General features: G+C 43.6%; 23 protein-coding genes. 17 read left to right on the top strand and 6 right to left on the bottom strand.

All coding sequences use genetic code 11. From position 1 onward, the window contains the following. Positions 1-55: 55 nt before the first annotated feature. From ACFQ0N_RS07760 to ACFQ0N_RS07725, 8 genes are all read left to right on the top strand, one after another. A complete protein-coding gene (locus tag ACFQ0N_RS07760; protein WP_379324555.1) occupies positions 56-520 on the top strand; it encodes a VOC family protein in 465 nt (154 codons plus the stop codon). 77 nt (positions 521-597) lie between these two features. Next, a complete protein-coding gene (locus tag ACFQ0N_RS07755; protein WP_379324553.1) occupies positions 598-1,167 on the top strand; it encodes a YdeI/OmpD-associated family protein in 570 nt (189 codons plus the stop codon). Between the two features lie 1,092 nt (positions 1,168-2,259). Beyond that, positions 2,260-2,685: an NUDIX domain-containing protein gene (locus ACFQ0N_RS07750; protein ID WP_379324551.1), complete on the top strand. Its 426-nt coding sequence runs from the start codon at positions 2,260-2,262 to the stop codon at positions 2,683-2,685. A 69-nt stretch (positions 2,686-2,754) separates the two neighbouring features. After that, complete coding sequence (locus ACFQ0N_RS07745) at positions 2,755-3,210, top strand: NUDIX hydrolase (protein WP_379324549.1); 456 nt, start codon at positions 2,755-2,757, stop codon at positions 3,208-3,210. A 100-nt stretch (positions 3,211-3,310) separates the two neighbouring features. Continuing rightward, positions 3,311-3,811: a HEAT repeat domain-containing protein gene (locus ACFQ0N_RS07740; RefSeq protein ID WP_379324547.1), complete on the top strand. Its 501-nt coding sequence runs from the start codon at positions 3,311-3,313 to the stop codon at positions 3,809-3,811. 63 nt (positions 3,812-3,874) lie between these two features. Continuing rightward, the gene (locus ACFQ0N_RS07735; protein WP_379324545.1) at positions 3,875-4,135 is read left to right on the top strand and encodes a DUF3977 family protein; all 261 of its coding nucleotides are present in this window, start codon (positions 3,875-3,877) and stop codon (positions 4,133-4,135) included. A gap of 296 nt (positions 4,136-4,431) precedes the next feature. Then, positions 4,432-5,481, top strand: coding sequence for a helix-turn-helix transcriptional regulator (locus ACFQ0N_RS07730; RefSeq protein WP_379324542.1), 1,050 nt, complete (start codon positions 4,432-4,434; stop codon positions 5,479-5,481). A 184-nt stretch (positions 5,482-5,665) separates the two neighbouring features. Next, positions 5,666-6,460: an SDR family NAD(P)-dependent oxidoreductase gene (locus tag ACFQ0N_RS07725; RefSeq protein WP_379324540.1), complete on the top strand. Its 795-nt coding sequence runs from the start codon at positions 5,666-5,668 to the stop codon at positions 6,458-6,460. Between the two features lie 296 nt (positions 6,461-6,756). On the opposite strand, the gene ACFQ0N_RS07720 is transcribed toward ACFQ0N_RS07725, so the two are convergent. Beyond that, positions 6,757-8,193: an aminotransferase-like domain-containing protein gene (locus ACFQ0N_RS07720; protein ID WP_379324537.1), complete on the bottom strand. Its 1,437-nt coding sequence runs from the start codon at positions 8,191-8,193 to the stop codon at positions 6,757-6,759. 191 nt (positions 8,194-8,384) lie between these two features. Between ACFQ0N_RS07720 and ACFQ0N_RS07715 the strand changes: the two genes are divergently transcribed. The 9 genes from ACFQ0N_RS07715 to ACFQ0N_RS07675 all read left to right on the top strand — a co-directional run bounded on the left by ACFQ0N_RS07715 (position 8,385) and on the right by ACFQ0N_RS07675 (position 18,236). Continuing rightward, positions 8,385-9,326 (top strand): DMT family transporter, encoded by a 942-nt coding sequence (locus tag ACFQ0N_RS07715; protein WP_379324535.1) that lies wholly within the window; start codon positions 8,385-8,387, stop codon positions 9,324-9,326. Further along, complete coding sequence (locus ACFQ0N_RS07710; RefSeq protein WP_379324533.1) at positions 9,323-9,757, top strand: PaaI family thioesterase; 435 nt, start codon at positions 9,323-9,325, stop codon at positions 9,755-9,757. Before ACFQ0N_RS07715 ends, ACFQ0N_RS07710 begins: the two co-directional genes overlap by 4 nt. Positions 9,758-10,030: 273 nt before the next feature. After that, the gene (locus ACFQ0N_RS07705; protein ID WP_379324531.1) at positions 10,031-10,690 is read left to right on the top strand and encodes a response regulator transcription factor; all 660 of its coding nucleotides are present in this window, start codon (positions 10,031-10,033) and stop codon (positions 10,688-10,690) included. Next, complete coding sequence (locus ACFQ0N_RS07700; RefSeq protein WP_379324529.1) at positions 10,683-12,179, top strand: sensor histidine kinase; 1,497 nt, start codon at positions 10,683-10,685, stop codon at positions 12,177-12,179. The genes ACFQ0N_RS07705 and ACFQ0N_RS07700 overlap by 8 nt, the downstream gene beginning before the upstream one ends. 153 nt (positions 12,180-12,332) lie before the next feature. After that, a complete protein-coding gene (locus ACFQ0N_RS07695; RefSeq protein ID WP_379324527.1) occupies positions 12,333-13,208 on the top strand; it encodes a carbohydrate ABC transporter permease in 876 nt (291 codons plus the stop codon). 15 nt (positions 13,209-13,223) lie between these two features. Continuing rightward, positions 13,224-14,090: a carbohydrate ABC transporter permease gene (locus ACFQ0N_RS07690; RefSeq protein WP_379324525.1), complete on the top strand. Its 867-nt coding sequence runs from the start codon at positions 13,224-13,226 to the stop codon at positions 14,088-14,090. Between the two features lie 11 nt (positions 14,091-14,101). Then, positions 14,102-15,259: an efflux RND transporter periplasmic adaptor subunit gene (locus tag ACFQ0N_RS07685; RefSeq protein ID WP_379324523.1), complete on the top strand. Its 1,158-nt coding sequence runs from the start codon at positions 14,102-14,104 to the stop codon at positions 15,257-15,259. A 14-nt stretch (positions 15,260-15,273) separates the two neighbouring features. Continuing rightward, complete coding sequence (locus ACFQ0N_RS07680; protein ID WP_379324521.1) at positions 15,274-16,581, top strand: ABC transporter substrate-binding protein; 1,308 nt, start codon at positions 15,274-15,276, stop codon at positions 16,579-16,581. A gap of 662 nt (positions 16,582-17,243) precedes the next feature. Continuing rightward, a complete protein-coding gene (locus ACFQ0N_RS07675; protein WP_379324519.1) occupies positions 17,244-18,236 on the top strand; it encodes a phosphotransferase enzyme family protein in 993 nt (330 codons plus the stop codon). Positions 18,237-18,773: 537 nt separating this feature from the next. Here ACFQ0N_RS07675 and ACFQ0N_RS07670 read toward each other — a convergent pair. The 5 genes from ACFQ0N_RS07670 to ACFQ0N_RS07650 form a co-directional block, all read right to left on the bottom strand. Further along, positions 18,774-19,097, bottom strand: coding sequence for a DUF2834 domain-containing protein (locus ACFQ0N_RS07670; protein ID WP_379324517.1), 324 nt, complete (start codon positions 19,095-19,097; stop codon positions 18,774-18,776). 382 nt (positions 19,098-19,479) lie between these two features. Continuing rightward, entirely contained in the window at positions 19,480-19,713 is a 234-nt protein-coding gene (locus tag ACFQ0N_RS07665; RefSeq protein ID WP_379324515.1) for a DoxX family protein, read from the bottom strand. Positions 19,714-19,722: 9 nt separating this feature from the next. Next, positions 19,723-20,199: an SRPBCC family protein gene (locus ACFQ0N_RS07660; protein ID WP_379324513.1), complete on the bottom strand. Its 477-nt coding sequence runs from the start codon at positions 20,197-20,199 to the stop codon at positions 19,723-19,725. Positions 20,200-20,219: 20 nt separating this feature from the next. Continuing rightward, on the bottom strand, positions 20,220-20,552 hold the full coding sequence (locus ACFQ0N_RS07655) for an ArsR/SmtB family transcription factor (RefSeq protein WP_379324442.1): 333 nt from the start codon (positions 20,550-20,552) through the stop codon (positions 20,220-20,222). Between the two features lie 172 nt (positions 20,553-20,724). Further along, positions 20,725-21,156 carry a GNAT family N-acetyltransferase gene (locus tag ACFQ0N_RS07650; protein ID WP_379324511.1) on the bottom strand — a complete coding sequence of 144 codons (432 nt, stop codon included), beginning with the start codon at positions 21,154-21,156 and terminating at the stop codon, positions 20,725-20,727. Positions 21,157-21,315: the final 159 nt, after the last annotated feature.

Raw genomic sequence — 21,315 nt, 5'->3', positions numbered from 1 at the left:
GCTGTCACCTCTTATAAATTATACTACATTTATAACAAGAAGGAGGTTATGCTTTATGGCAGCTATTGCATATTTAAACTTTGATGGAATTGCAGAACAAGTGATTGAATTTTATACGGAGGCTTTAAGCGCAATTGAAGTAAAAAAAGTGAAATTTGGGGATATCCCGCAAGATCCAAACTACCCAATGCCAGAAAATGAGTTAAATATGATCATGGAGTCTTCCATAGAATTTGCAGGCGGGAAAATCATGATGTCGGACATTTTACCTTCAATGAAGGCGGTAACAGGCGAGCTGGTGAAAGGGAATAATATTCTGATTAGTCTGGTCATGGATGATAAGCAAAAACTGGAAGAATACTTTAATCATTTGTCCCTTGGCGGCCATGTCATCATGCCGTTATCCAATACTCCTTGGTCTTCGTGCTTTGGAATGCTAGTTGATAAATTTGGGATAAACTGGAAATTTAATAGCGACGCAGATCAGTTTCTTGATAACGTAATATCCAACAAACAGTAGCTCATTCTGAAAAATGGTCTTGCAACTGAAGGCCATTTTTTTATGCACCGATGTAGAAAGGAAATTCTTTTTCAAATATGGAAATGGATAATTTAATTCCGGTAAAATCGAGAGAAGAGTTGAGGTTTTGGCTACAGGGAAATAGTAAGACTGAAAAATTTTGTTGGGTCTTGGTTAGTATGACGCCCAAATCGGATACGCTCTTATATTTGGACGCGGTCGAGGAAGCTTTGTGCTTTGGATGGATCGATGGAGTCAAGAAGAAAATATCTGAAACGGAGCTTGCTCAGAGACTGTCCCCTCGAAGCAAAAAAAGCTCATGGACAGAATTGAATAAAGAACGTGTCCGCCGCCTCGAAAAGTTGGGGTTGATGACAGACGAAGGAAGAAAGGTACTTCCTGATATGAATTACGATTCTTTTCGAATCGATTCGGTTATACAGCAAAGGCTGAAAGAGGAAAAGCAAGTATATGAGAATTTCAAGGCATTTCCGAATCTTTATAAAAGAGTTCGGATCGATACGATACAAAGCATAAAAAATCAACCGGAATTATTCGAGAGCAGATTAGACAAATTCATAGCAAACACGAGAGAAAACAAAATGTACGGTCAATGGAATGATAATGGACGTCTACTAGATAATTAAGATGGCATCCAATCCGTCTTCAATTGCGCGTTCACATGAGAACATAGAGGCAATCCGGTCGAGGAGGTTACCTGTATGCCTACGAATGGACACCCCCGTTACAATGGTGCGATCATCGCTATATTCTGCGCAAGGGACTCAAAGAATTCACACCGCGCAGTCTTGTCCTCTGATTGGCATCCAGGGGAGTAACGAAACTGAGCTAAGAAGGTTGGCAATTATGTGCCGCGGCGGATTTTTCGCCGATAGACCCGCTAAACTGAACCGTACCATAAGTGACGACAACGTTTTTTTGGGGAAAGTCGCAGGAGTTTTTTTAAAAGGGCGTTAACCGCAGTTTTTCGTAATAGGCAAGAACGTTGGCTGTTACAAGCCGCGGCGCCTGTTCGTTTTATTAAGCTAAGGGGGCAGCAAGGGCCGCTAACGAACCTGACAATCCTTATCCAGCTCAAAATGGGACCTTGTGAGCTGTAACGAATCTACTGATCGTTATTCACCGAAAATTGGCCCCTTCCCCGCCTTTTTTCCAGCAATAGCGTGTCTCCGGTTCGTTACACGCGGAGCAAGTCGATTTTTCGCTCAATAGCGTGTCTCAAGTTCATTAGCCCTAATCGTCAGCATAGGGAGGATGAAATGGAGGGCAGCCAAATCACTATCCCCCCTGATGATGCCGTGCAGTAGTATGGGGTAGCAACTGCATTTTATGTAGTTAGTTGCTAGGGATAAGCAGACGATTCACGATCTAAATGCAAAACCTGCATTTAGTTTAGCCGATTTGAACGGGATTCGTGATTTTGCTGCAAACTAAAGGGAGAAAATGCATGTAGTGCCTCTTGATTCCTGAAAGACAGAGAAACTAAATGCAAGAAATCCCTTTAGTCGTCCTATAAGAGGCTGTCGATTGGCCGTGTGTGCTTTTAACCAAGTGAGAAGCAGATTGTGAAATGGTCCACAATGAGCGGTATTTTTCTTATTGCAGTAATTATCCAGTTACTTTTTTTAATCTGCTCTGGGCTGAACGAGTTTAATGAAGTGCGAAAGTTGAGTTAATGATATTATTGGTTTAGTTGTGAATAGGTGGAGGTTGTGAACATGGAGATTAAAACTGTATATAAGGTTACAGCCTATATAACCCGATTGAATAATAAAAAACAACAGTTGTTAGTGTTTAAGGAAAAAGGGTTTGAACATCTAGGACTTCAAGTACCTGGGGGAACAGTTGAGGAAAATGAGGATTTGCTTAGAGCTATTCAGAGAGAAGTTAAGGAAGAGACAGGTATCAGCAATGTATCAAATATTATTTTACTTGGCGAATACTCCTACTACTCAGAGAAGCTTAAGAGCAACGTTAAGCGTTATTACTATCAAATGAATGCTACATGCCCAGACCAATTCACCCATATAGTCCAAAGTAACGATGAAGATAATGGTTGGATTTATGATTATTTTTGGTTTGATATTGATGAGAATCCAACACTTTTTAGCTACTTAGGCATTCATTTAGATAAGATTAAATAATAGTTAATTAAGCTAACGGCTATGCTCGGATTCAAGGTTGCTGACTAAATGTCGAAAGGTGGAATAGCGATGGGATACATACAAAACATACGAAAAAAAATTGGTCATGACAGGTTAATTGCTGTGGGTGCGGGTGTCTTCGTTTATAAAGATGGGAAAGTGCTTTTGCAGAAGCGAAAAGATAATTTGTGTTGGGCATTGCATGGTGGTGTTGTTGAAATGGGTGAAGAAGTCGAAGAAGCCGCAAAACGTGAGCTATTTGAGGAAACAGGCTTAGTTGCCAATAAACTCGAGCTCTTAGGGATTTTTTCAGGCGATGATAGGATGTATACATACCCCAACGGCGATGAAGTATACTTAATCGGAATCGTTTATGTGTGTAATGATTTTTCAGGGAAGTTATTATCAGAAACCGACGAAACTTTAGAACTTAAATGGTTTGATATTGATAATTTGCCAAAGGAAATTAGCCCATCAAACATAAAGCCTTTGGAAACATTTGTTGATTATATTAAATGTACATAGCATTTATTAGTTGAGCCTCACTGGAGACCTTTCTTCATTTTTCGTACGAGGTTTATCACGCTAATTTGAGGACGAGAAATCCGCAGCACGGAGGATAGAGATGAAAGTATATCAGAAGTTTGTCACTTATTTTTTGGATGCCCCGACCTGGGAGAAGCGAAAAGACGGGCCGCCGCTCGAATTGTTCGACCGCATGACAGCGGAAGAACGTCGGGCAGCGGAAGAAGAGCTTCTCCGCATCGTAAGCCTGCGTGACAACTGGCCGGTCATGGCGCTTGGCTATTTGCGATCGCATAAGGCGAGAGACGTTTTGTACGAGCTACTTCCTGGAGCCGAAGGGGGGATGAAGGTTGACATTGCACTTGCGTTATGGCTGATCGGCCGTGATGAAAATCTTGTGGACATCGCAGTTAACGCAAGCCGTACAGAGGCGAGCCCTTTTTCGCTCATCAACATGCTCTATAGTCTGGCGCAGTTTGGAGTCCCCGAAACAGAAGAACGGATCGTACAACTGCTCGACCACAAAGACGAACTCGTTGCCTACAATGCCAAGCAAGCGCTGCGCCAGCTTCGCAAGAAACGCTCCCCTGCTGAGAGCTGATACTTATTTCTCAGTCCATATGAATGATCATTTATAGGGCTCCTAATGGGAGGTAGACTTTGCTTGAAATATATTGAGGTAGGCTTAGGTAATACCTGGATAGTTCGAACGGAAACAGAACTTGCTGATGGGTCAGAAATTGAGCAAAAGGGAATTATTAAGCCAGTTATATTTCACTCCATCTATTTAAGAATTTGGTTAGGAAAGACAGTGTTAATTTGGGACTCCAAAGAAGGCTTGAAAAAAATGAAAAAGTCACGGAACGCGTTTAAGCCGATTTTTGGATTAACTAGCTATCTAAGTGAAAGTGAAACTCGGGGTTGAACTAACGGAAAACGATAGTTTAAAATGAGCAGGAGCCGTGGCAGCCTGCTCATTTTATTAATACGAACGGTCAGTTTAGTTGAAATATTCTTAGAATCGTCACCTAATCCTCCCTAATTTTATGTAATAATTCAACTGATATACACTTTTATCACCATATATGGGGTTGGAAGAATATTGGCCCATAATCTTGCGGCTGGAATCGTGATTATAAAAGATGACGTGGTGCTTTTGGTAAAAGATAAATCAGGGTGGAGTTTGCCGAAAGGTTCAACGCTTAAGGAGGAACAAATGTTATGAAATCTCATGCCACTGACCTTATTAAGATGCCCCTAGGATTTTGGGCAGGCTTACGTCAATTAGGGATTGCGGCCCACGACGTAGCACGTAGAGCAAGACTTCCGCTTACCATTGTCAATGAACCGGTAGTCACTACCGCGCAATATTTCGCGATTTGGCAGGCTTATGCCGATCTTATTGGTGATACTGCCAAAGGCATCATCCAGCTTGTGAGTATATTCGAAACAGCGAAGTACCCACCACCTGTCTTAGCAACTTACCATGCTCGTGATTATCGCGATGCTCTACACAGAATGGCTCGATACAAAATTCTGTGTCCCCCCGAAAGCTTAAGCATCAACGAAGAGGGAGAACAATGTACCATTGAAATGGAATGGCTGCACGCCGAGCAGCCCGGTCCGCCAATACTGGCTGGCATTACGCTGGCTTTTCTTATGGAACTGGGGCGCCGGGGCACAGGTCAACGTGTGACGGCACAATCGGTCGAATTTATGCACCCTATAGGTGATGTGCAGGTCCTTGAAGCATACTTCGGCTGCCCAATCCAGCTTGAAGCCCCAAATAACCGGTTGACACTGCATCGAAGAGATCTGGACCGCTCTTTTGCCTCATACAACGAAGAGCTGCTGGAGATCTTGACCCCTGCTCTAGACCAATCGTTGGATGGACATCAGCGGAATCGCTCCATTAAAGAGATGGTGAAATGGATCATGAAACGCAGCCTCACAAGTGGACGCCCCGACATTCATTCTGTCGCGAAAGAGTTGGGGATGAGCGATCGTACCTTGCAGCGTAGGCTTACTGACGAGAACACCAGCTTCAAGAACTTGTTGACACAAGCCAGACATGAGCAGGCACGAGCGTACTTGGCGGACTCCTCGCTTGATATTAAGGAAGTGGCTTTCTTGATTGGGTATGAAGATCAGAACTCGTTTTACCGCGCTTTTCGCATTTGGGAAGGCGAGACTCCTACCAATTGGCGTAATCAATATTTAGATACAACCTCGCTTTCAGAAGGGCGGTTAAGCATCCCTACGATTAATTAATAGATCCCCTTACCCACCCAGCCCATTCCATAGTGAGCTAGTATGTTACTTGTTTTTTTGTTTGGCGTGTTATACAAGAATTTTGGCGCAGTGTACTAGTTACTGAACCGAACAGACAAGGTAATATAATCACTACCCGGAGCACAAAGGAATGGGAATATTTTGATAAGAGGGGAAATGTCCGATGGATATGGGGTTAAAGAATAAAACAGCGTTAGTTACAGGATCTACGAAAGGCATAGGCAAGGCGATTGCAATTGAACTTGCTAGAGAAGGTGTCAACGTACTTATCAATGGCCGGAACTACGAAGAAGTCGAACGAACTGTAAACCAAATCAAATCCGATTTCCCGGCTACCTCCCCTCAGAATGCGGCTGCTGATCTTGTGGATATTCAACAAAGAGAAGCGTTGTTTGTAAAATTTCCTGATGTCGATATTCTGGTTAACAATATGGGCAAGTATGAGATTATGCAATATGACGATGTTAGCGACGAAGTATGGGAAACCTATTTCCGTACCAATGTGCTTGCTGCAAATGGATTGTGCAAATTTTATCTACCCAAAATGCTGAAGAATGACTATGGCCGGATTATCTTTATCTCGAGTGAAGAAGCAGTTATGCCCTCGGGACTAATGCCACAGTACTGCATAACCAAATCCATGCTATTATCCTTATCCAAAAGCTTATCCAAATTAACAAAAGGAACCGAAGTTACAGTCAATACAATCATGCCAGGCCCCACGCTTTCTGAAAATGTGCTGCAAATTATTGAGGGGATCTATTCTAACGAAGATATGACGTTTTCAGAAAAAGAGAGGAACTTTATGGAAACGAACTTGCCTCAGTCTGAAATCCAACGATTTATCAAACCGAGCGAAATAGGCAGACTGGCTGCATTTATATGTAGCCCTTATGCATCTGCATTTAAAGGATCCCCAATTCGAATGGATGGGGGCTTGGTACCAACTATTTTTTAATATTTAGATTCTCAAAGAACCCTGAGTGCGGGCCATCGTTTTTCCCAAAGGCGAACATAATGACGAGGAGGCTCTAAGGGCTCTCGTCCGCGGCGCCGTGCACTGAACACGTCATCGGCCCGAGTCTAATCGGAAAGGTCCCGAATTCGGTAATGATTAAGTCAACGGGAAACGATAGTTGAATAACTGACAATCAGGCCGCCGATTACTTCGGTAGCCTTCTGTGCATGTTGGTCGTAGCCTTGAATCGGGTAAAAGGTTGGCTGTTATGCGCCGCGGCGCTTTTTTTCGTCTTATTATTGTTTCTTAGATGAACCGCTGTCCCCGTCTGCCAATTCCACAAGCCTCTGGATGCCTTCTCTCAATAGCTGCTCATTCAGATAGGAATAGCTGAGGCGTATCCATGATTTGTACTCCTTGAGCGGATCGCAAATCGCTCCGGGCACAAAGGTGATTGATTGCTTGATGCATGTACTGAGTAAACGTTCAATCTCCACCGTTTCCGGAAGCTTCACCCATAAGTTGAATCCGCCTGCAGGGGAGTTCCACTGCCAGTCGGTAGCGGACAATTCCTGTTCTACGATATCCTTGCGGACCGCAAGCGCAATGCGAAGCTTCTCCATATGCTGCTGCAGCCGCTCAGAGAAAAAATAATGCAGAAAAATTTTCTGATTCACCAAAGGCGTCCCACTGTCCGACAACAATTTGGCTTTTATCAGGTAGTTCATGATAGAAGGGCGGCACGCAGCGATGGCGATGCCGAGGCCGGGAGCGATATATTTGCTGAAGCTGCGAAGATAAATGACCCATCCTGCCGTATCGTAAGCAAAAAGAGGCATTGGCGGCTCTTCGCCAAAATAAATGTCGCGGTAAGGATCATCCTCTAATAGCAGACATTGATACCGCTCGGCAAGCTCAACGAGCCTTTTCCTTTGTTCGGCGGGTACGATATAGCCTGTTGGACTTTGAAAGGTGGGATTCAGATAAAACAGCCGCGGCTTGTAGGCTTGCATCAGCTTCTCTACTTGCTCCAGATCGTAGCCGTACGGGTGGATCTCGACCGGAACGATAGCTGCGCCTTGTCTTCTGAAAATATCAATCGCCGTGCTGTAGGTAGGACGCTCCAACATAACGGCATCTCTCGGCTTGATCAGCGCTCTGGCAACCAAATCCATGGCCTCCTGCGATCCGCAAGTGATCAACAATTCGTCTGCAGACAAGTGAAACCTATGGCAATCGGTAAAGTAATGGCACAACGCATCCCGCAGCTCCTGGTCTCCTTGCGCGGTAAAGTAGGTGCCGAGCATTTTGGGATACAAATCGAACACTTGCTTCACATATTCCGAAAAATAAAGATTGGGGAGCAGGTTCGGGTCGAGCAGCGATCTCGACAGTACATATTCGGCTTGCACCTGATGGATTTCAGAAAGATGGCTTTCATGTACGTAAGCGGAAATGATCGGATTATTCAGCGAATCTACAGGAAGACTGCTGTCCGGTCTCACATAATAGCCGGATTTGTCCTTCGCTTCGACGATCCGATTCTCCTTCAGTAGCTGATAAGCTTTAAAGACTGTCAGTCGATGCACATTGAATTCCATCGCCAGCGAGCGGATGGAGGGAAGCTTCTCCCGCGGCTTCCATTCTCCTCGACGGATCCGATCCAGAATATAGTCATAGATTTGTTCAAACAGTTTGCCTGCACATCCGCTTGAAAGAACTGTTTTTTTCATATGTTTTGCCCCCAGTATCATTAACCCGTAAATACGCACTTGCCCATGTGTCTCTATTATACAGGAAACTTCCGCCTTCTGTTCTAGTCCACTCGATCTGTTCTATTCACATTCGTTTATGATGGAAAAAAAGGAGGTTCTGATCAAGTCCGCCGGAAAATCCGCGCAGCACAAGAAAGAAGGTTTTGAGTATGAACAGAAACACTTTACTAACGGGTATCACCTATTGTTTGATTCCTGTGCTGGCGTGGGGAGGCATGTTTCCCGTCATGCAAGTTGCTTTGAAGGTTCTCGATCCGTTCTATTTCACTACGATTCGCTACATATGTGCGGGCCTCATTCTTCTGGGAATGCTGATCGTTTTCGAAGGGAAGAACGTTCTCCGATTGGAGGGGAAATCCTGGAAATTATTGTTTTTTGGCGCTGCAGGGTTTTCGGGCTTCGGTTTTCTTACCTTTGTCGGACAACAGCTCAGCGGACCGTCAGGCGCAATCATTGCCTCCGTTATCATGGCGTTAATGCCACTAATGACGACGTGCGTAAATTGGGCTATGAATAAAAGTAAACCCAAGCTGTCTACTTTTATTTCAATTTTCATTGCGCTTTCAGGCGCACTGCTAGTCATAACAAATGGAGATCCCTCCCTGATCGTTCAAACCAAAGAGCATATTGGCGCCAGTCTGCTGATTATGCTCGGTGCTCTATGCTGGGTCGTCTATACGATGGGTGGCAGTCAATTTGCTGGCTGGTCGCCGCTTCGTTACACCGCTTTGACAACGTGCTTCGGATCCTTGATGAATATTTTAATCGTGCTGTCGGCAACGGTTTTCGGAGCCTTGACGATGCCAAGCGCGGAGAGGATCGGAAGCGCAGGGTCGGAACTGCTGTATATGATCTTGATCGCAGGTGTACTTGCCGTGTTCACGTGGAACGTCGGCAATAAAATTTTGAAGCCGGAGAACGGCATGCTTTTTATGAATATCGTCCCTGTTACGACAGTCGCGATCAGTGCCCTCCAGGGCGTTGAAGTCGGAAGGTTGCAGTTGGCAGGGATCCTCATCGTGATCATCGCGCTGGTGATGAATAATTTGATTCAGAGACAGAGGAAAGAAGCAGGTGAATATGCAAAATGACCATTCTTGAGCATTATCGGAAAGTGCTGAACGGAGAATTGGAGCAGTCTCCCGTTGAGCGCCTTATGGGACTGAAGCTAATTAGCGTAGAAGAGGGCGAGGCCACGTATGAAATGCAGGCTTCGGAACAACATGCGAATCCGCAAGGCACATGCAACGGCGGCATCATCGGCATTCTTGCCGACATGGCCATGGGCATTGCCTACGGCTCTACCTTGCAAAAAGACGAAACCTTCACCACGATCGAGATGAAAGTAAACTTTTTTAGACCTGTGTGGAACGCCAAAATTAAGGCCCAAGCTACGCTGTATAAGCGAGGACAAACCATCGGGTTCATCCAATGCAATATTACTGACGAGAACGGTAAACTCATCGCTCATGCCTCAAGCACTTGTATGACATTAAGGGACGAAAAGGCGCAAGGCAGGTAGGCCCGCAGGACATGCCCATGAAACGAGCGGCGATGGCTTCAATGACTCTATTTAAAAGGAGCTGCTAAACCTTAGCAAATAAAAATAGGGCTTGATATAAGAGACCAAAATAACACACGGGATACGTGTTTCTTTTTGTGTCTCCTTTTTTTTGCCCAAAACAGGTAAGTTTATCATAGGGAAATCCTCTTTTGCAATAAGTTGAAGAAGGACTAAAGATAGATATATAATAGTGAGCACGAATGGAAATGAATGTCGAGGTGTAGCTCAAACATGAAGAAAATACTAGTTATTGAAGATGATTTCGATATACAGGAACTGATCAAGGAGTTTTTGAGCGCTAATAATTACCGAGTGGATGTAGCGGACGATGGACTGGTGGGGATTCGTTTATTTCAAGATTTTGAATATGATCTTGTCATTTTGGATGTCATGCTTCCTAAGTTGAACGGGTATCAGGCTTGCAAAATGATACGGAACCTATCTCCTTCCGTACCAATAATAATGTTGACGGCTCTTGCTGATGAGAATGATGAAATTAAAGGTTTTGATCTTGGGATAGATGACTACATTACGAAGCCATTCTCATATAATATACTTATTAAACGAGTGGAAGCTTCATTAAGGAGAGTGAATGTAAACAAATCTGATGTTCTTCGATTTAAAGAAATAGCGTTAGACAAAAATGGGTATACTGTTTTAGTCTGCAACGAGAAGATTGATTTGACTACCAAAGAATTTGAAATTCTTCGCTTTCTTTTGGAAAACAACGGCCGTGTTGTTACACGGGAAGCTTTACTGGATCAGGCTTGGGGACTCGAATACTTAGGGGACGATCGGATCGTCGATACGCATATCAAAAACTTGCGCAAAAAAATAGGGGTTCCATACATTAAAACAGTAAAAGGAATAGGATATAAATTTGATGAGTAGAATAAGACGCAAAGGAATTACCTATAAGATATTTATTATTACAAATGCGTTGTTGATTGCAAGCACGTTTCTCATTTTCGTCATTTTCTACTACTTTCTTCCTACTTTCTATCATCAGTATAAAGTGAACACGCTCAATAAGGCTCTGGATCAATTGATTTCGGAAACGGAGCAGATGAGCTTACTTGAGGCAAAAAAGGATCTGGACAATTTTACGCTGCAGCAGAATGTTTCATTAGCCGTGGTGAATGAAAGCAAACGTATCGTTTATCTCCCTTCAATCATTGATGTAGTCCCTCTATCTTCTATTGTAACTGGGGATGAGGATCTAAAATTTGATGTAGTCCCTTTCTCTTCTATTGTAACTGGGGATGAGGATCTAAAATTCGCAATAAATATCGATAAAATAAAGCAGACCGCGGAAGTTTATAGCTCAGAAAGACAAATTTCCCTACAAGAGGGGACATATACGCTGCTCATGCTTGCTACGCTTCAGCCCATAAATGAGGCTTCCCAAGCGATGCTTCAGTTCGCGCCTTATGTATTGGTGCTCATACTGTTGATCTCGATAATGGGAGCTGCGATATATTCCCGATTGATTTCCCGACCATTGCTTAACGTGAATCGAGTGGCCGAACGGATGGCCAATCTTGACTTTACCCGCACCAGTACGATTGATTCCGATGATGAGATTGGCGAGCTGTCCCGCAGCTTGAACCGGCTGTCGTGCAATTTGCAGGAATCGATGACAGATCTTCGGCAAGCGAATCAACAATTGTCCATCGAAATTGACAAGGTGCGAGAATTAGAAGGCAAACGCAGTGCATTCATCGCCACTGTGTCCCACGAGTTGAAAACACCGATTACTGCTGTTTCGGGACAAATTGAGGGGATGATTCATAACATTGGTGCTTACAAGGATCGAGACAAGTATTTGCAGCGTTCGTATGTCATTATGAAAGATATGGAGAAGCTCGTTCATGAGCTGCTGAACATTTTCAAGCTGGAATCCGCTGGATTCGAACCTCAATTGGAGTTAGTAAATATATCGAACCTCGTACAGAATAGTATGCGTCGTCTTGAATATGCGAGCAATGCCAAGTCTATGGTGGTTGAAACGAATATCGTGGATTCCTTATGGGTTCGAGCAGACCGCAATCTTATTGAAAAAGCAATAACGAACGTCATTCAGAATGCTATTCAATATTCAACATCCGGGGAGCGAGTGGCCATACGTTTGGAGAGTGTTAGGGATCATGTTGTTTTTCAAGTACTGAATACAGGCGCATCGATTCCTGATAATCAGCTAAGCGAAATCTTTGAACCATTCCATCGAATTGAGAAATCCAGAAACCGCAATACCGGCGGAAGCGGACTTGGTTTATATATCGTGAAGCAGATCTTGGATTTACACCATATTGAATATTCCATTACAAATACGAAAAAAGGCGTTTTGTTTCAAATGAAGTTTCAAAGAGAAGATTCCTGACTTTAGGGCTTCTCTTTTTTTTATGTTGAAATGAACTCCACATAACCCCCACATATACTCCATATGAACTCCATGTTGATCCCTTATGCTAATAACAATAACACCACCCGGAGAAAGAAACATCATCTGTGAAAAAAAGAAGGGGGGGTTCGCATGAGACTTCGACAGTGGCTTAGCAAGGATACGGCGACCGCCTTATATTTCTTGGCACCAAGCTTGATTGGTTTTTCGATCTTTTACTTGATTCCTTTTGGAATGGGCGTCATGTACTCGTTCCAGGACGCTAATACAGACGGTTCCTTTGCTGGTTTTGCGAACTATCAACAATTGTTCGCTAGTGCATCATTTAACAAAGCGGTCAACAATACGCTTTTGTTCACCGGTATAAGCGTACCGCTAATTCTTATCATTTCTCTCGTTATCGCGATACTGTTGAATCATAACGTGTACATTCGCAATTGGCTGCGTACGGCATATGTCATGCCTCTTGTCGTTCCAGTAGCCTCCATTATTCTCGTGTGGCAAGTGCTGTTTGATTGGAATGGAACTCTCAACGCCATCTTGAATAGCTTCGGGATTGATCGCATTGACTGGATGAAGTCGGAGTGGGCCCGTGGTGTGATCATCGTAGTCTACATTTGGAAGAACATTGGGTATAATATCATCTTATTTTTAGCCGGTTTGCAAAATATACCAAACGATTATTACGAAACGGCTGACGTGGAAGGCGCGGGGCCCATCCGCAAGTTCACGAATATTACGTTAGTTTACCTGCTACCAACGACTATCTTTGTTGTTCTGATGTCCATTGTGAATTCCTTTAAGGTGTTCCGGGAGACTTACCTGATTGCCGGGAATTATCCGCATGACAGTCTCTATATGCTGCAGCACTACATGAACAATATGTTCTTATCATTGGACATGCAGAAGCTGACCGCCGCTGCCGTTGTAACGGCTGGCAGTATATTGTTCCTCGTAACTGTACTTTTTGCCATGGAACGCAGATTTCGAAATTTCATGGATGGGTAGCGAAAGGAGGAATTTATGAAAATTGCACCAATGCTTATCAAGCAACTGAAGACGTTTTTTCTAGTCGCCTTTGCGCTTATACTGCTTACACCAATCGTGTTGACTGTAACCAATTCATTAATGACGGAACAGGAAATCAGGTTGAACTATGACTCGCTTGGAAAGACTGCCAATATTGCCGATCAGTTCGCCAACGTTAAGCTGATTCCAGATTGGGTATCACTAGAGCAATATGGAAAAGTATTAATCCATACACCTACATTTCTACACATGTTCTGGAATTCCGTCCTTCTTGTCGTACCGATAATAGCAGGTCAAGCGATTGTTGCCTCGTTAGCGGCTTATGCGTTCGCCAAGCTGCAGTTTAGAGGTCGGGACAAGCTGTTTCTTGTTTATTTGCTTACGATGCTGATGCCGTTCCAAGTGACATTGGTACCAAACTATATCGTGATTGATAAACTCGGACTCATGAACAGCAATGCGGCTATCATTTTGCCGGGGATTTTTGCAGCGTTTGGCGTATTTTTGCTCCGCCAATTCATGCTCAATATTCCTTATTCGTATATCGAAGCGGCTAAAATTGATGGAGCCAGTCAGGCTCGGATTTTTTTATCTATTATCATGCCGATGGTAAAGCCAGCGTTTGCAGCACTCGTTATTCTTTTGTTTGTTGATAATTGGAATATGGTCGAACAACCGCTAATTTTTTTGCAAGATGGGCTCAAGCAGCCGTTATCGGTATACTTGTCGAAGATTAGTGCAGATGCACGTGGTGTAGCCTTCGCTGCTTCAGTTGTGTACATGATGCCGATGCTGCTGCTGTTTTTATACGCAGAGCGTTACTTCATTGAAGGCATTCAGTTGTCGGGAATTAAAGGGTAAGGGGGAACGAGATGCAGGTTCATAACGAAAAAAATGCTGCCAAGCGAAATCGGGTAATTGCAGTCATTTTTGGGGTTTTTATGAGTGTGCTGTTGCTGCTGACGCTGCTCAGCAATACGCTCCAAACGGTGGCGCTGCCGAAAGTAACGACAGATAGAGCAGTTAAGAAAGCATTATCTAATAGCATTGAAGGCAACGGGGTAATTGTTCCACGGAGGATGAAGGAATTGAGCAGCGACAGCGGTGGGAGGGTCGCCGCCCTGCATGTCCACGACAATGACACTGTAAAAAAAGGACAGGTGCTTATTACATTCGACAGTACGGAGGCGGAGCAACTGCTGCTCGATGCGGAAGATCAATTGAAGAAACAGAACTTGAACCGTGATTTGTTGAAAGAGCGATTTGTTTCGGCACAGTGGAGTGGGAACGAGGAGGAGATACATAAAGCTAAACGAGACTTGGAAATCGATCAAGTGGATCGGGAGATGGCACAGCGTAAAATTGAAAGCATGAAAAGGGATATCGCTCGCAACCGGACAATCACTGCTCCATTTGACGGAAAAGTGGAAGATATTAAGGTTGAGAAGGGCGAGAGGGCTTCACCAGGACAGCTGCTTCTGAGCCTTGTCAATAGTAAGGAAGGATTTCAAATCACGTTCGAGACGAATGCAGCTGCAGCCGCTCTATTGCTAATAGGGGATAAAGTTGACATTGAAATTAAGGGAAACAAAACTCAGCGCTTGGAAGGCTCGATTGCCGACATCCAATCAGGTCCGCCGGGAAACAGTGGCGATAAAAAAAGTAGCCCGGGAGGTGAAACAGTTGGTAACGGAACCTTGACGCAAGCGTCCATCAAGGTAGATGTATCAGGAGGGGAGCTGCAGGGAGGCGAGCAGGCAAGCGTGAATGTTATGAAACAAGCGAAGGAGCAAGGTCTTGTCATTCGCAAAGAATTGCTTAAAAAGGACGGACAGGGGAGCTATCTATTTATCGTTCACGCAAACCGAAGTCCGCTCGGCAATACGTATACAGCGCAAAAGGTATATGTGCAGACAGGAAAGGAGAATGAGGATGAAATAATTATTCTTGACGGACTATCACCTGATGAAGACATCATTGTAGAATCGAGCGATCCATTACAGGATGGTAATCGTATACGATTGAATTGAAAGGGATGATCGATATGAAGAGATTAGTAATTATTTTGTTAGGTACATGTTTATTGTTGTCAGCATGTGCAAGCGGCAGTTCTGAGTCGAGTAAGGATGTCTCGGGTGAGAAGAAAACAGTTACGATTTCCGTAACGACAAAGGATCGATTCCTGGAAACGGCAGCACTTAAGTTCGAGGAGACACATCCGAATATTAACATTGATTTCAAAGAAAACCTTAGCTTGCCGTCAGGGGGTGGGGTCATTGATTTGAACAAATACGTTCAAACGGTTACCACTGAGGCTCTTGCAGGGAATGCTTCAGACATCATCGCGATGGGATACCTACCTGTCGATAAGTTCGTTCAGAAAAACATGTTGGTCGATTTATATGGGCTAATGTCAAAAGATTCGGCGTTCGATAAAAATCAGTACTATAAAAATATAATGGAAGCTTCACAAACCGGTGATGGACTTTATGCGATGCCGGTCTCTTTCTCAACCTCCGCCATGCAAGGAAAATCCGATCTGCTAGAGAAAGCGAACGTATCCATTAATGATACGTCCTGGACATGGGATGATTTCAAGAACTTTACATTGAAGGTGAATGAGAAAGCCGATTCAGATTATTTCGGGATGATCAGTGCATTTCCGACGCAATTGCTGAACGATTTTTTTGAAGAAAACTACTCAGAGCTGGTTCAACCGGTAGAGCACAAAGCGAAGTTTGATTCTAAGATGTTCATAGATAAAATGAAACAAGTCAAATCCATGTACGATGAGGGAATTCTTAGTAACGGAGAGCTTGCAGATCTTGATAAAGGGCTATTCACCGACCTTAATCTTAATAGTCCGAAAGAATCTTTACCCAAACTTCTTAAGCCTAATACGCAGCTGTTGCGGAAACCGACCGAAAGCGGCACATTTCGAGGAGGTTCGTTCGATTCATATTCAACATTCGGGATTAACAGCAAGTCGAAGGTTCAGCAAGAAGCTTGGGAGTTCATGAAATTTTTATTGTCGGAGGAAATGCAGTCATCCCCTGAAATGAGTGGATTCCCTCTTAATAAAGCAGTGACTGAAAAGGAGCTCAATACAGTGAAACAACAAATCCAGGATGGTAAAATCGAGCTCCCCGATGGATCAGACGAGAAATTGTTGGATGAGCGTATCAATCTACTGAAAAGGTTCCTGGAGGAAGCGGGGGTAAATACAGCGGGAGATATAAAAATTAAATCGTTTGCCATGGAAGAATTACGAACCTACATGAGCGGACAGAAGTCGGCGGAGGAAGTAAGCAAGTTGATCCAGAACAGGGTAATGACGTATTTGAATGAATAGTCATTGCTGTCTCTCGTTTTTATTCGGAAAGAACAATAGTTGAAAAATGAGCAGGAGCCGCGGCAGCCTGCTCATTTTATTGAACGAATGGTCAGGATAGTTCAAATATATATATTATTTCCCAACGAATCTCTATCAACAACTGATACAATGTTAGTGATTGTTTTAGCATATGAAAGAAGGAGAAGAATATTATGATTAGTGAAGCAGAGAGAGTATAATTACACTATTCTTTGATTGAGCCAATTATTGAATTCATTAGGCATAATGAAAACATTACTTTAAAATAACAAATAAGCCCGACAACAGAAGTTACTTGTTACGTATCCACAAGCCAATATCAGGCGGCTTTCAGGATTACAGCATACACGGAATGGATTAAGAAAACATTGATCAGATTATCTATAAATTAGGAGAAAATTTAGCCGAATTACATGAGTTTTCACAAACATTAAAACCATTAGAGTTACATAGGCCAGTCTACAATGCGAATAGGATTGATGAGGCGTTGACAGAACTTCAGCAAGGAACTATCACTTGCCCAACCTGCGTTTAGATACTGGCAACCATGATATTTCTGTGCAAGATTTGCAAGGCTCTATTTTCCACCATTACCTATAATTATACCATATCATTACCTTAGTGTTAGGGGGCGATTTCCTATGGAAAGTGTGAACAGAATGGATAATGAAATCATTGCGCAGCATGCGCTTGCACAGTACGATCTAAACGTTGTATCCGTATCGCCAATAGCTCAAAGCGGTGCTGCGGTTTTCAAAATTGAAGATAACTGTCGGGGATTATACAGCCTGCGTGTTCACGAATCTAAAAGCAATACGCTTGAAAAGATGTGGACGAGCCTAGATGTGCTGGATTCCGAGTTGGTATGGCTGGATGCGCTTAATCGTGATACTAGCCTCACCCTCCCTGTACCTAAACGCAATCAGCAAGGGTCGTATGTTACGCAGGTGGGCGATATGAATTGCACGATGATCAGTTGGGTGGCAGGCGAGCAAAAGCCGTACTTTACCAATGAACAAGAATTAAAATCCACTGCTGAAATGACAGCAGCTTTGCACGATCATGCCAGTAAGTGGCAGCCTCCTTCATCCTTTATCCGTCCAACGGTTAATCGTGAACGCATACAGAATGCTCTGGATTTGATCAGGCAGGGGGTGCGGGAAGGGCTATTAGATGCAGATGATGTTCAGATACTTGAAGCCGCTGGGGAAAAAGCAATGGACCTGCTCGACACTCTTCCTAAAAATAAGTTGACTTGGGGCGTATTGCACGGTGATATCGTTCCTCCCAATATTGTATTTATAGATGGTGTTGCAAATCCCATTGACTTTGGCGCGAGTGGATTCGGTTTTTTTCTCACTGACTTGGCCATCACATTCTCTTTTATTCACCCCAATGCTAGACAGCAGTACCTTGATTGGTATGGAGAGCACTTTCCGTTACCGAATGATCATGTGACACAAATAGAAGCATCATTTATTGCACTAGTGCTAATCGGGATGAGGAACGCTCTCGGTGTGCCTGAATCGAACAATTGGCTGCCGACGCATGTGAAGAAGTGTGCAGCTCGTGAATTTGGCAGGTATGCAAATGGGGAAGAGTTTTTATTTACAGGCACACCATTTTGGGAATGATAAGCCATTTTATTTATTAGGAAAAAGATCACTTGATTTTGCTAACTGAAAACATTAATTGAAATAACGAGAGTTCGAAGAAAGGGCCATCCCACAAAGGATGGCCTTAAAACTTGCCGTTAAAGACAGCACGGAGAACCGTATCATAAGCGATGGCAAAGGTTTTTGGGGCGAAACTCGCCGGAGTATCTTAAATGGGCGTTAACCGCAGTTTTCGAAATAGGCAAGAACGCTGGCTGTTACGTGCCGCGGCGCTTGTTCGTTTTATAGATAGGCTCTACAACAGGAAAACTAATAATAGTGGAGAACGATAATTGGGCAAAATCATGGGGAAGTGTCAGGGGAAAATAAAGTATTAGACTGGATGTTTTTATTCCACGCGGCTTTTCGAATTGCCATACCATCAGACTCCATAAAATAAGTATTAGACTGACCCTAGAAATTGAAACAGCGACAGCCAAGGACGAGAAAATAAAGTCCTAGACTGTCCTGTTTCATTGAACTAACGTTTCCCTTTAGCTTAACAAATTGATGTGCTCAGCCATGTAATTTCCTCTCTTTGTTTAATTCACGAAGTAATAAAAATAAAGGAAGGCCTAACGATACACCCACTACAAGCGTACAGACAATCGGCAACCATAAAAACCTCATACCACTTCTTTTGCCTTCAAAGAAAATGAACCCGAAAAGTACAATTGCTGATACTAAAACATCCATCCATGCAAATGATCCAATACGCGTTTGTGTTATTTCCCCTATTAATTGAGACAAATCAAGACCATTCTGTATGATCCAAGGGAGAAATTGCGAATACGGTATCACAACTCCCAAAACCGCCATTATTCCATAAAAGTACTTCAATGAAAACCCTCCCCGAATACGAACCAAATTTCATAGCTTATATTTTCTGATTGTCTTCTTTAGTACTTCTCTATATTCCACTAATCCCCTTTACTTGTAACTAAATTAATCTGCCCAATAGCTGAACAGGCTGCCGATTATCCCGGCAGCCTTGTGTCTTGTGTTATCATATTCGTTAGTTGATATTGTAAACTCCAATATGGCTGCACGACAGAACCCTAGCCACTTCAGCTCAGATAATCGAGTCAAGGCTTCCGCTCGGTTGCAGCTCGAATGTAAAACAACATGAGGAGTGCAAGCACTAGCAATACGAAGGGCAATACCGCAGACGCGGCTCCCTGCCCCGAGACCAACGTAGAAACGACGGCTCCGGCCATGTTAATCACAAGAATGCTGGAGGAGAAGACCACAAGTTTAGGCCAACGGTAACCGCAATCAAACCAATGGCAGCAAGCGACTCCACCACGCCTACAATGCGCATGAATCCGACTTCGTACCCGAGCGTTTCCGTATAGAGGGTTCGGATCTCCTCGCTGCTTATGAACACCTTCATTAACCCGGACATAAGAAAGACGGAGGCTAAAAGTCCTTGCAAGATGCGAATGAACCATTTCATGGTAAATACCTACGAGGAATGCTTGGCCAGCAGAACAGCGAAGCGATCCATCAGCTCGATTGCACCCTCAGTCATTCCCGATTGTAGTACACCGTCACGAATTTCTACCGACGGGTAGAGAGACGTCCCTGTGAGCTCCGTTTTTCCGCCTGGCAATTCCTCGAAAGTTACCGTGACCAGCCCGACAGACGGAACACCTTCGAATTCGTACGTATGGATAAGTCTTTCCGGCGCCGTGACCTCGTGAAAAACACCGTTATGCGCGTACTCGTTTCCGGCCGGATCGTGCTGGACATAACGCCAAACTCCGCCCTTTTTCGCATCCAAGCTGTCCACGATCGTCGTCATTACGCTCGGACCCCACCATTCGGGAAGATATTTGGCATCCGTCCACATCCTGAATACGAGTTCCCGGGGAGCTTCAAACTTCCGGCTGATGATAACCTCTTGTTTGTTCGGTTCCGCAACAATCGAAGTTTTGGGCATGTACAATTCTCATCTTTTCGTCATTTAGGTTCGTTCTGCTCTTCCTGTACTTTGCTAAGAAGAGCGTCCAATCGGCTGAATTGCTCTTCTTTGGCCTCCAGGAACGATTGCGACCACTTGTCCAGTTCGGCAAACCGCTCCTTACGAATCTTGAAAATCCGCCTATTCGCTACGGCCTCCACATCGACGAGCCCGGCTTCCGTCAACACCCGGAGATGCTTGGACGACTGGGGTAACCGAAGTCCGAGACGTTCAGCGATTTCCCCGAGCGTGAGGGCTCCCATGTCCCGTAACAACTCCACGATGTTCACCCGGTTTGGCTCGGCAAGCGCGCTTAACGTCGCAGCATTCATCGACCGTTCCTCCTCCTTTCTAACCCGGTAACCAAATCGTATTCGACTTACTGAGTTCAATATACCACACGACGAACTTTCCTATAAAGGAAATTTCCATTTAAGGAAACTACACTTCGTCTCTGAGCGACTATGGTAAGCTATTTTCATAGTAGTTGAAGAAGAAGAAGTGTTATAATTTAAGTAATAAAACCTTTTTTTCATAGTTGTCTAAACACCATCGAAGCTTCTTTAATATATCAATGTTAATTTGTTTGTCCTCATAGTCAACTTCTTCAAAACCAAATTTTCCATAAAAATGCTTTAACTCTTCAAAAGGTAGACAGTAAACTTCTTTTAAATTACTTTTCCTAGCTTCTCTTACTAAGTAATCAACTAACCCATTTGCAAGCGATAGTCCTCTGAACTCATCCAATATATATATACCGCCAATTTCTACTTCCTCTTCATTAAGATAAACAATTCTTCCTACGCCTGCATATTTATCCTTATATGTAACTATTGCAATTGTTTCATTTTCTAAATTACTCGGCATAAAGCCTATTTTTTGATACTGTTCATTTACCCATTGGAGTTCATTTTTAGTTGCTAATATTATTTCCATTTCTTTTCTCCTCCCTATTTATATACATAGTATAACAAAGAGAAGTTATTTAACTAAACTGCCCGTTAGTTCAGCGCCGCCATGTCAGTCTATTACTTTATTTTCACTGTACATCAGGAGTAACCCGGACCGCAACTTCCCGCCGGATCTGCTGCGATT

This window comes from Paenibacillus sp. GCM10027626 (assembly GCF_042676285.1).
In the GTDB taxonomy this organism is placed as follows: Bacteria; Bacillota; Bacilli; order Paenibacillales; family Paenibacillaceae; genus Paenibacillus_Z.
The sequence above is the reverse complement of the archived record's forward strand: the minus strand, read 5'-3'. Positions and strand labels throughout refer to the sequence as shown.

Bases quoted from the DNA above. Each gene is read 5' to 3' on its own strand.
- ACFQ0N_RS07760 (WP_379324555.1), top strand. From the start codon at position 56: ATGGCAGCTATTGCATATTTAAACTTTGATGGAATTGCAGAACAAGTG.
- ACFQ0N_RS07660 (WP_379324513.1), bottom strand. From the start codon at position 20,199: ATGCCCAAAACTTCGATTGTTGCGGAACCGAACAAACAAGAGGTTATC.
- ACFQ0N_RS07655 (WP_379324442.1), bottom strand. From the start codon at position 20,552: ATGAATGCTGCGACGTTAAGCGCGCTTGCCGAGCCAAACCGGGTGAAC.
- ACFQ0N_RS07745 (WP_379324549.1), top strand. From the start codon at position 2,755: ATGGGATACATACAAAACATACGAAAAAAAATTGGTCATGACAGGTTA.
- ACFQ0N_RS07730 (WP_379324542.1), top strand. From the start codon at position 4,432: ATGAAATCTCATGCCACTGACCTTATTAAGATGCCCCTAGGATTTTGG.
- ACFQ0N_RS07680 (WP_379324521.1), top strand. From the start codon at position 15,274: ATGAAGAGATTAGTAATTATTTTGTTAGGTACATGTTTATTGTTGTCA.
- ACFQ0N_RS07675 (WP_379324519.1), top strand. From the start codon at position 17,244: ATGGAAAGTGTGAACAGAATGGATAATGAAATCATTGCGCAGCATGCG.
- ACFQ0N_RS07690 (WP_379324525.1), top strand. From the start codon at position 13,224: ATGAAAATTGCACCAATGCTTATCAAGCAACTGAAGACGTTTTTTCTA.
- ACFQ0N_RS07665 (WP_379324515.1), bottom strand. From the start codon at position 19,713: ATGAAATGGTTCATTCGCATCTTGCAAGGACTTTTAGCCTCCGTCTTT.
- ACFQ0N_RS07695 (WP_379324527.1), top strand. From the start codon at position 12,333: ATGAGACTTCGACAGTGGCTTAGCAAGGATACGGCGACCGCCTTATAT.
- ACFQ0N_RS07700 (WP_379324529.1), top strand. From the start codon at position 10,683: ATGAGTAGAATAAGACGCAAAGGAATTACCTATAAGATATTTATTATT.
- ACFQ0N_RS07685 (WP_379324523.1), top strand. From the start codon at position 14,102: ATGCAGGTTCATAACGAAAAAAATGCTGCCAAGCGAAATCGGGTAATT.
- ACFQ0N_RS07650 (WP_379324511.1), bottom strand. From the start codon at position 21,156: ATGGAAATAATATTAGCAACTAAAAATGAACTCCAATGGGTAAATGAA.
- ACFQ0N_RS07715 (WP_379324535.1), top strand. From the start codon at position 8,385: ATGAACAGAAACACTTTACTAACGGGTATCACCTATTGTTTGATTCCT.
- ACFQ0N_RS07720 (WP_379324537.1), bottom strand. From the start codon at position 8,193: ATGAAAAAAACAGTTCTTTCAAGCGGATGTGCAGGCAAACTGTTTGAA.
- ACFQ0N_RS07750 (WP_379324551.1), top strand. From the start codon at position 2,260: ATGGAGATTAAAACTGTATATAAGGTTACAGCCTATATAACCCGATTG.
- ACFQ0N_RS07705 (WP_379324531.1), top strand. From the start codon at position 10,031: ATGAAGAAAATACTAGTTATTGAAGATGATTTCGATATACAGGAACTG.
- ACFQ0N_RS07725 (WP_379324540.1), top strand. From the start codon at position 5,666: ATGGATATGGGGTTAAAGAATAAAACAGCGTTAGTTACAGGATCTACG.
- ACFQ0N_RS07755 (WP_379324553.1), top strand. From the start codon at position 598: ATGGAAATGGATAATTTAATTCCGGTAAAATCGAGAGAAGAGTTGAGG.
- ACFQ0N_RS07710 (WP_379324533.1), top strand. From the start codon at position 9,323: ATGACCATTCTTGAGCATTATCGGAAAGTGCTGAACGGAGAATTGGAG.
- ACFQ0N_RS07740 (WP_379324547.1), top strand. From the start codon at position 3,311: ATGAAAGTATATCAGAAGTTTGTCACTTATTTTTTGGATGCCCCGACC.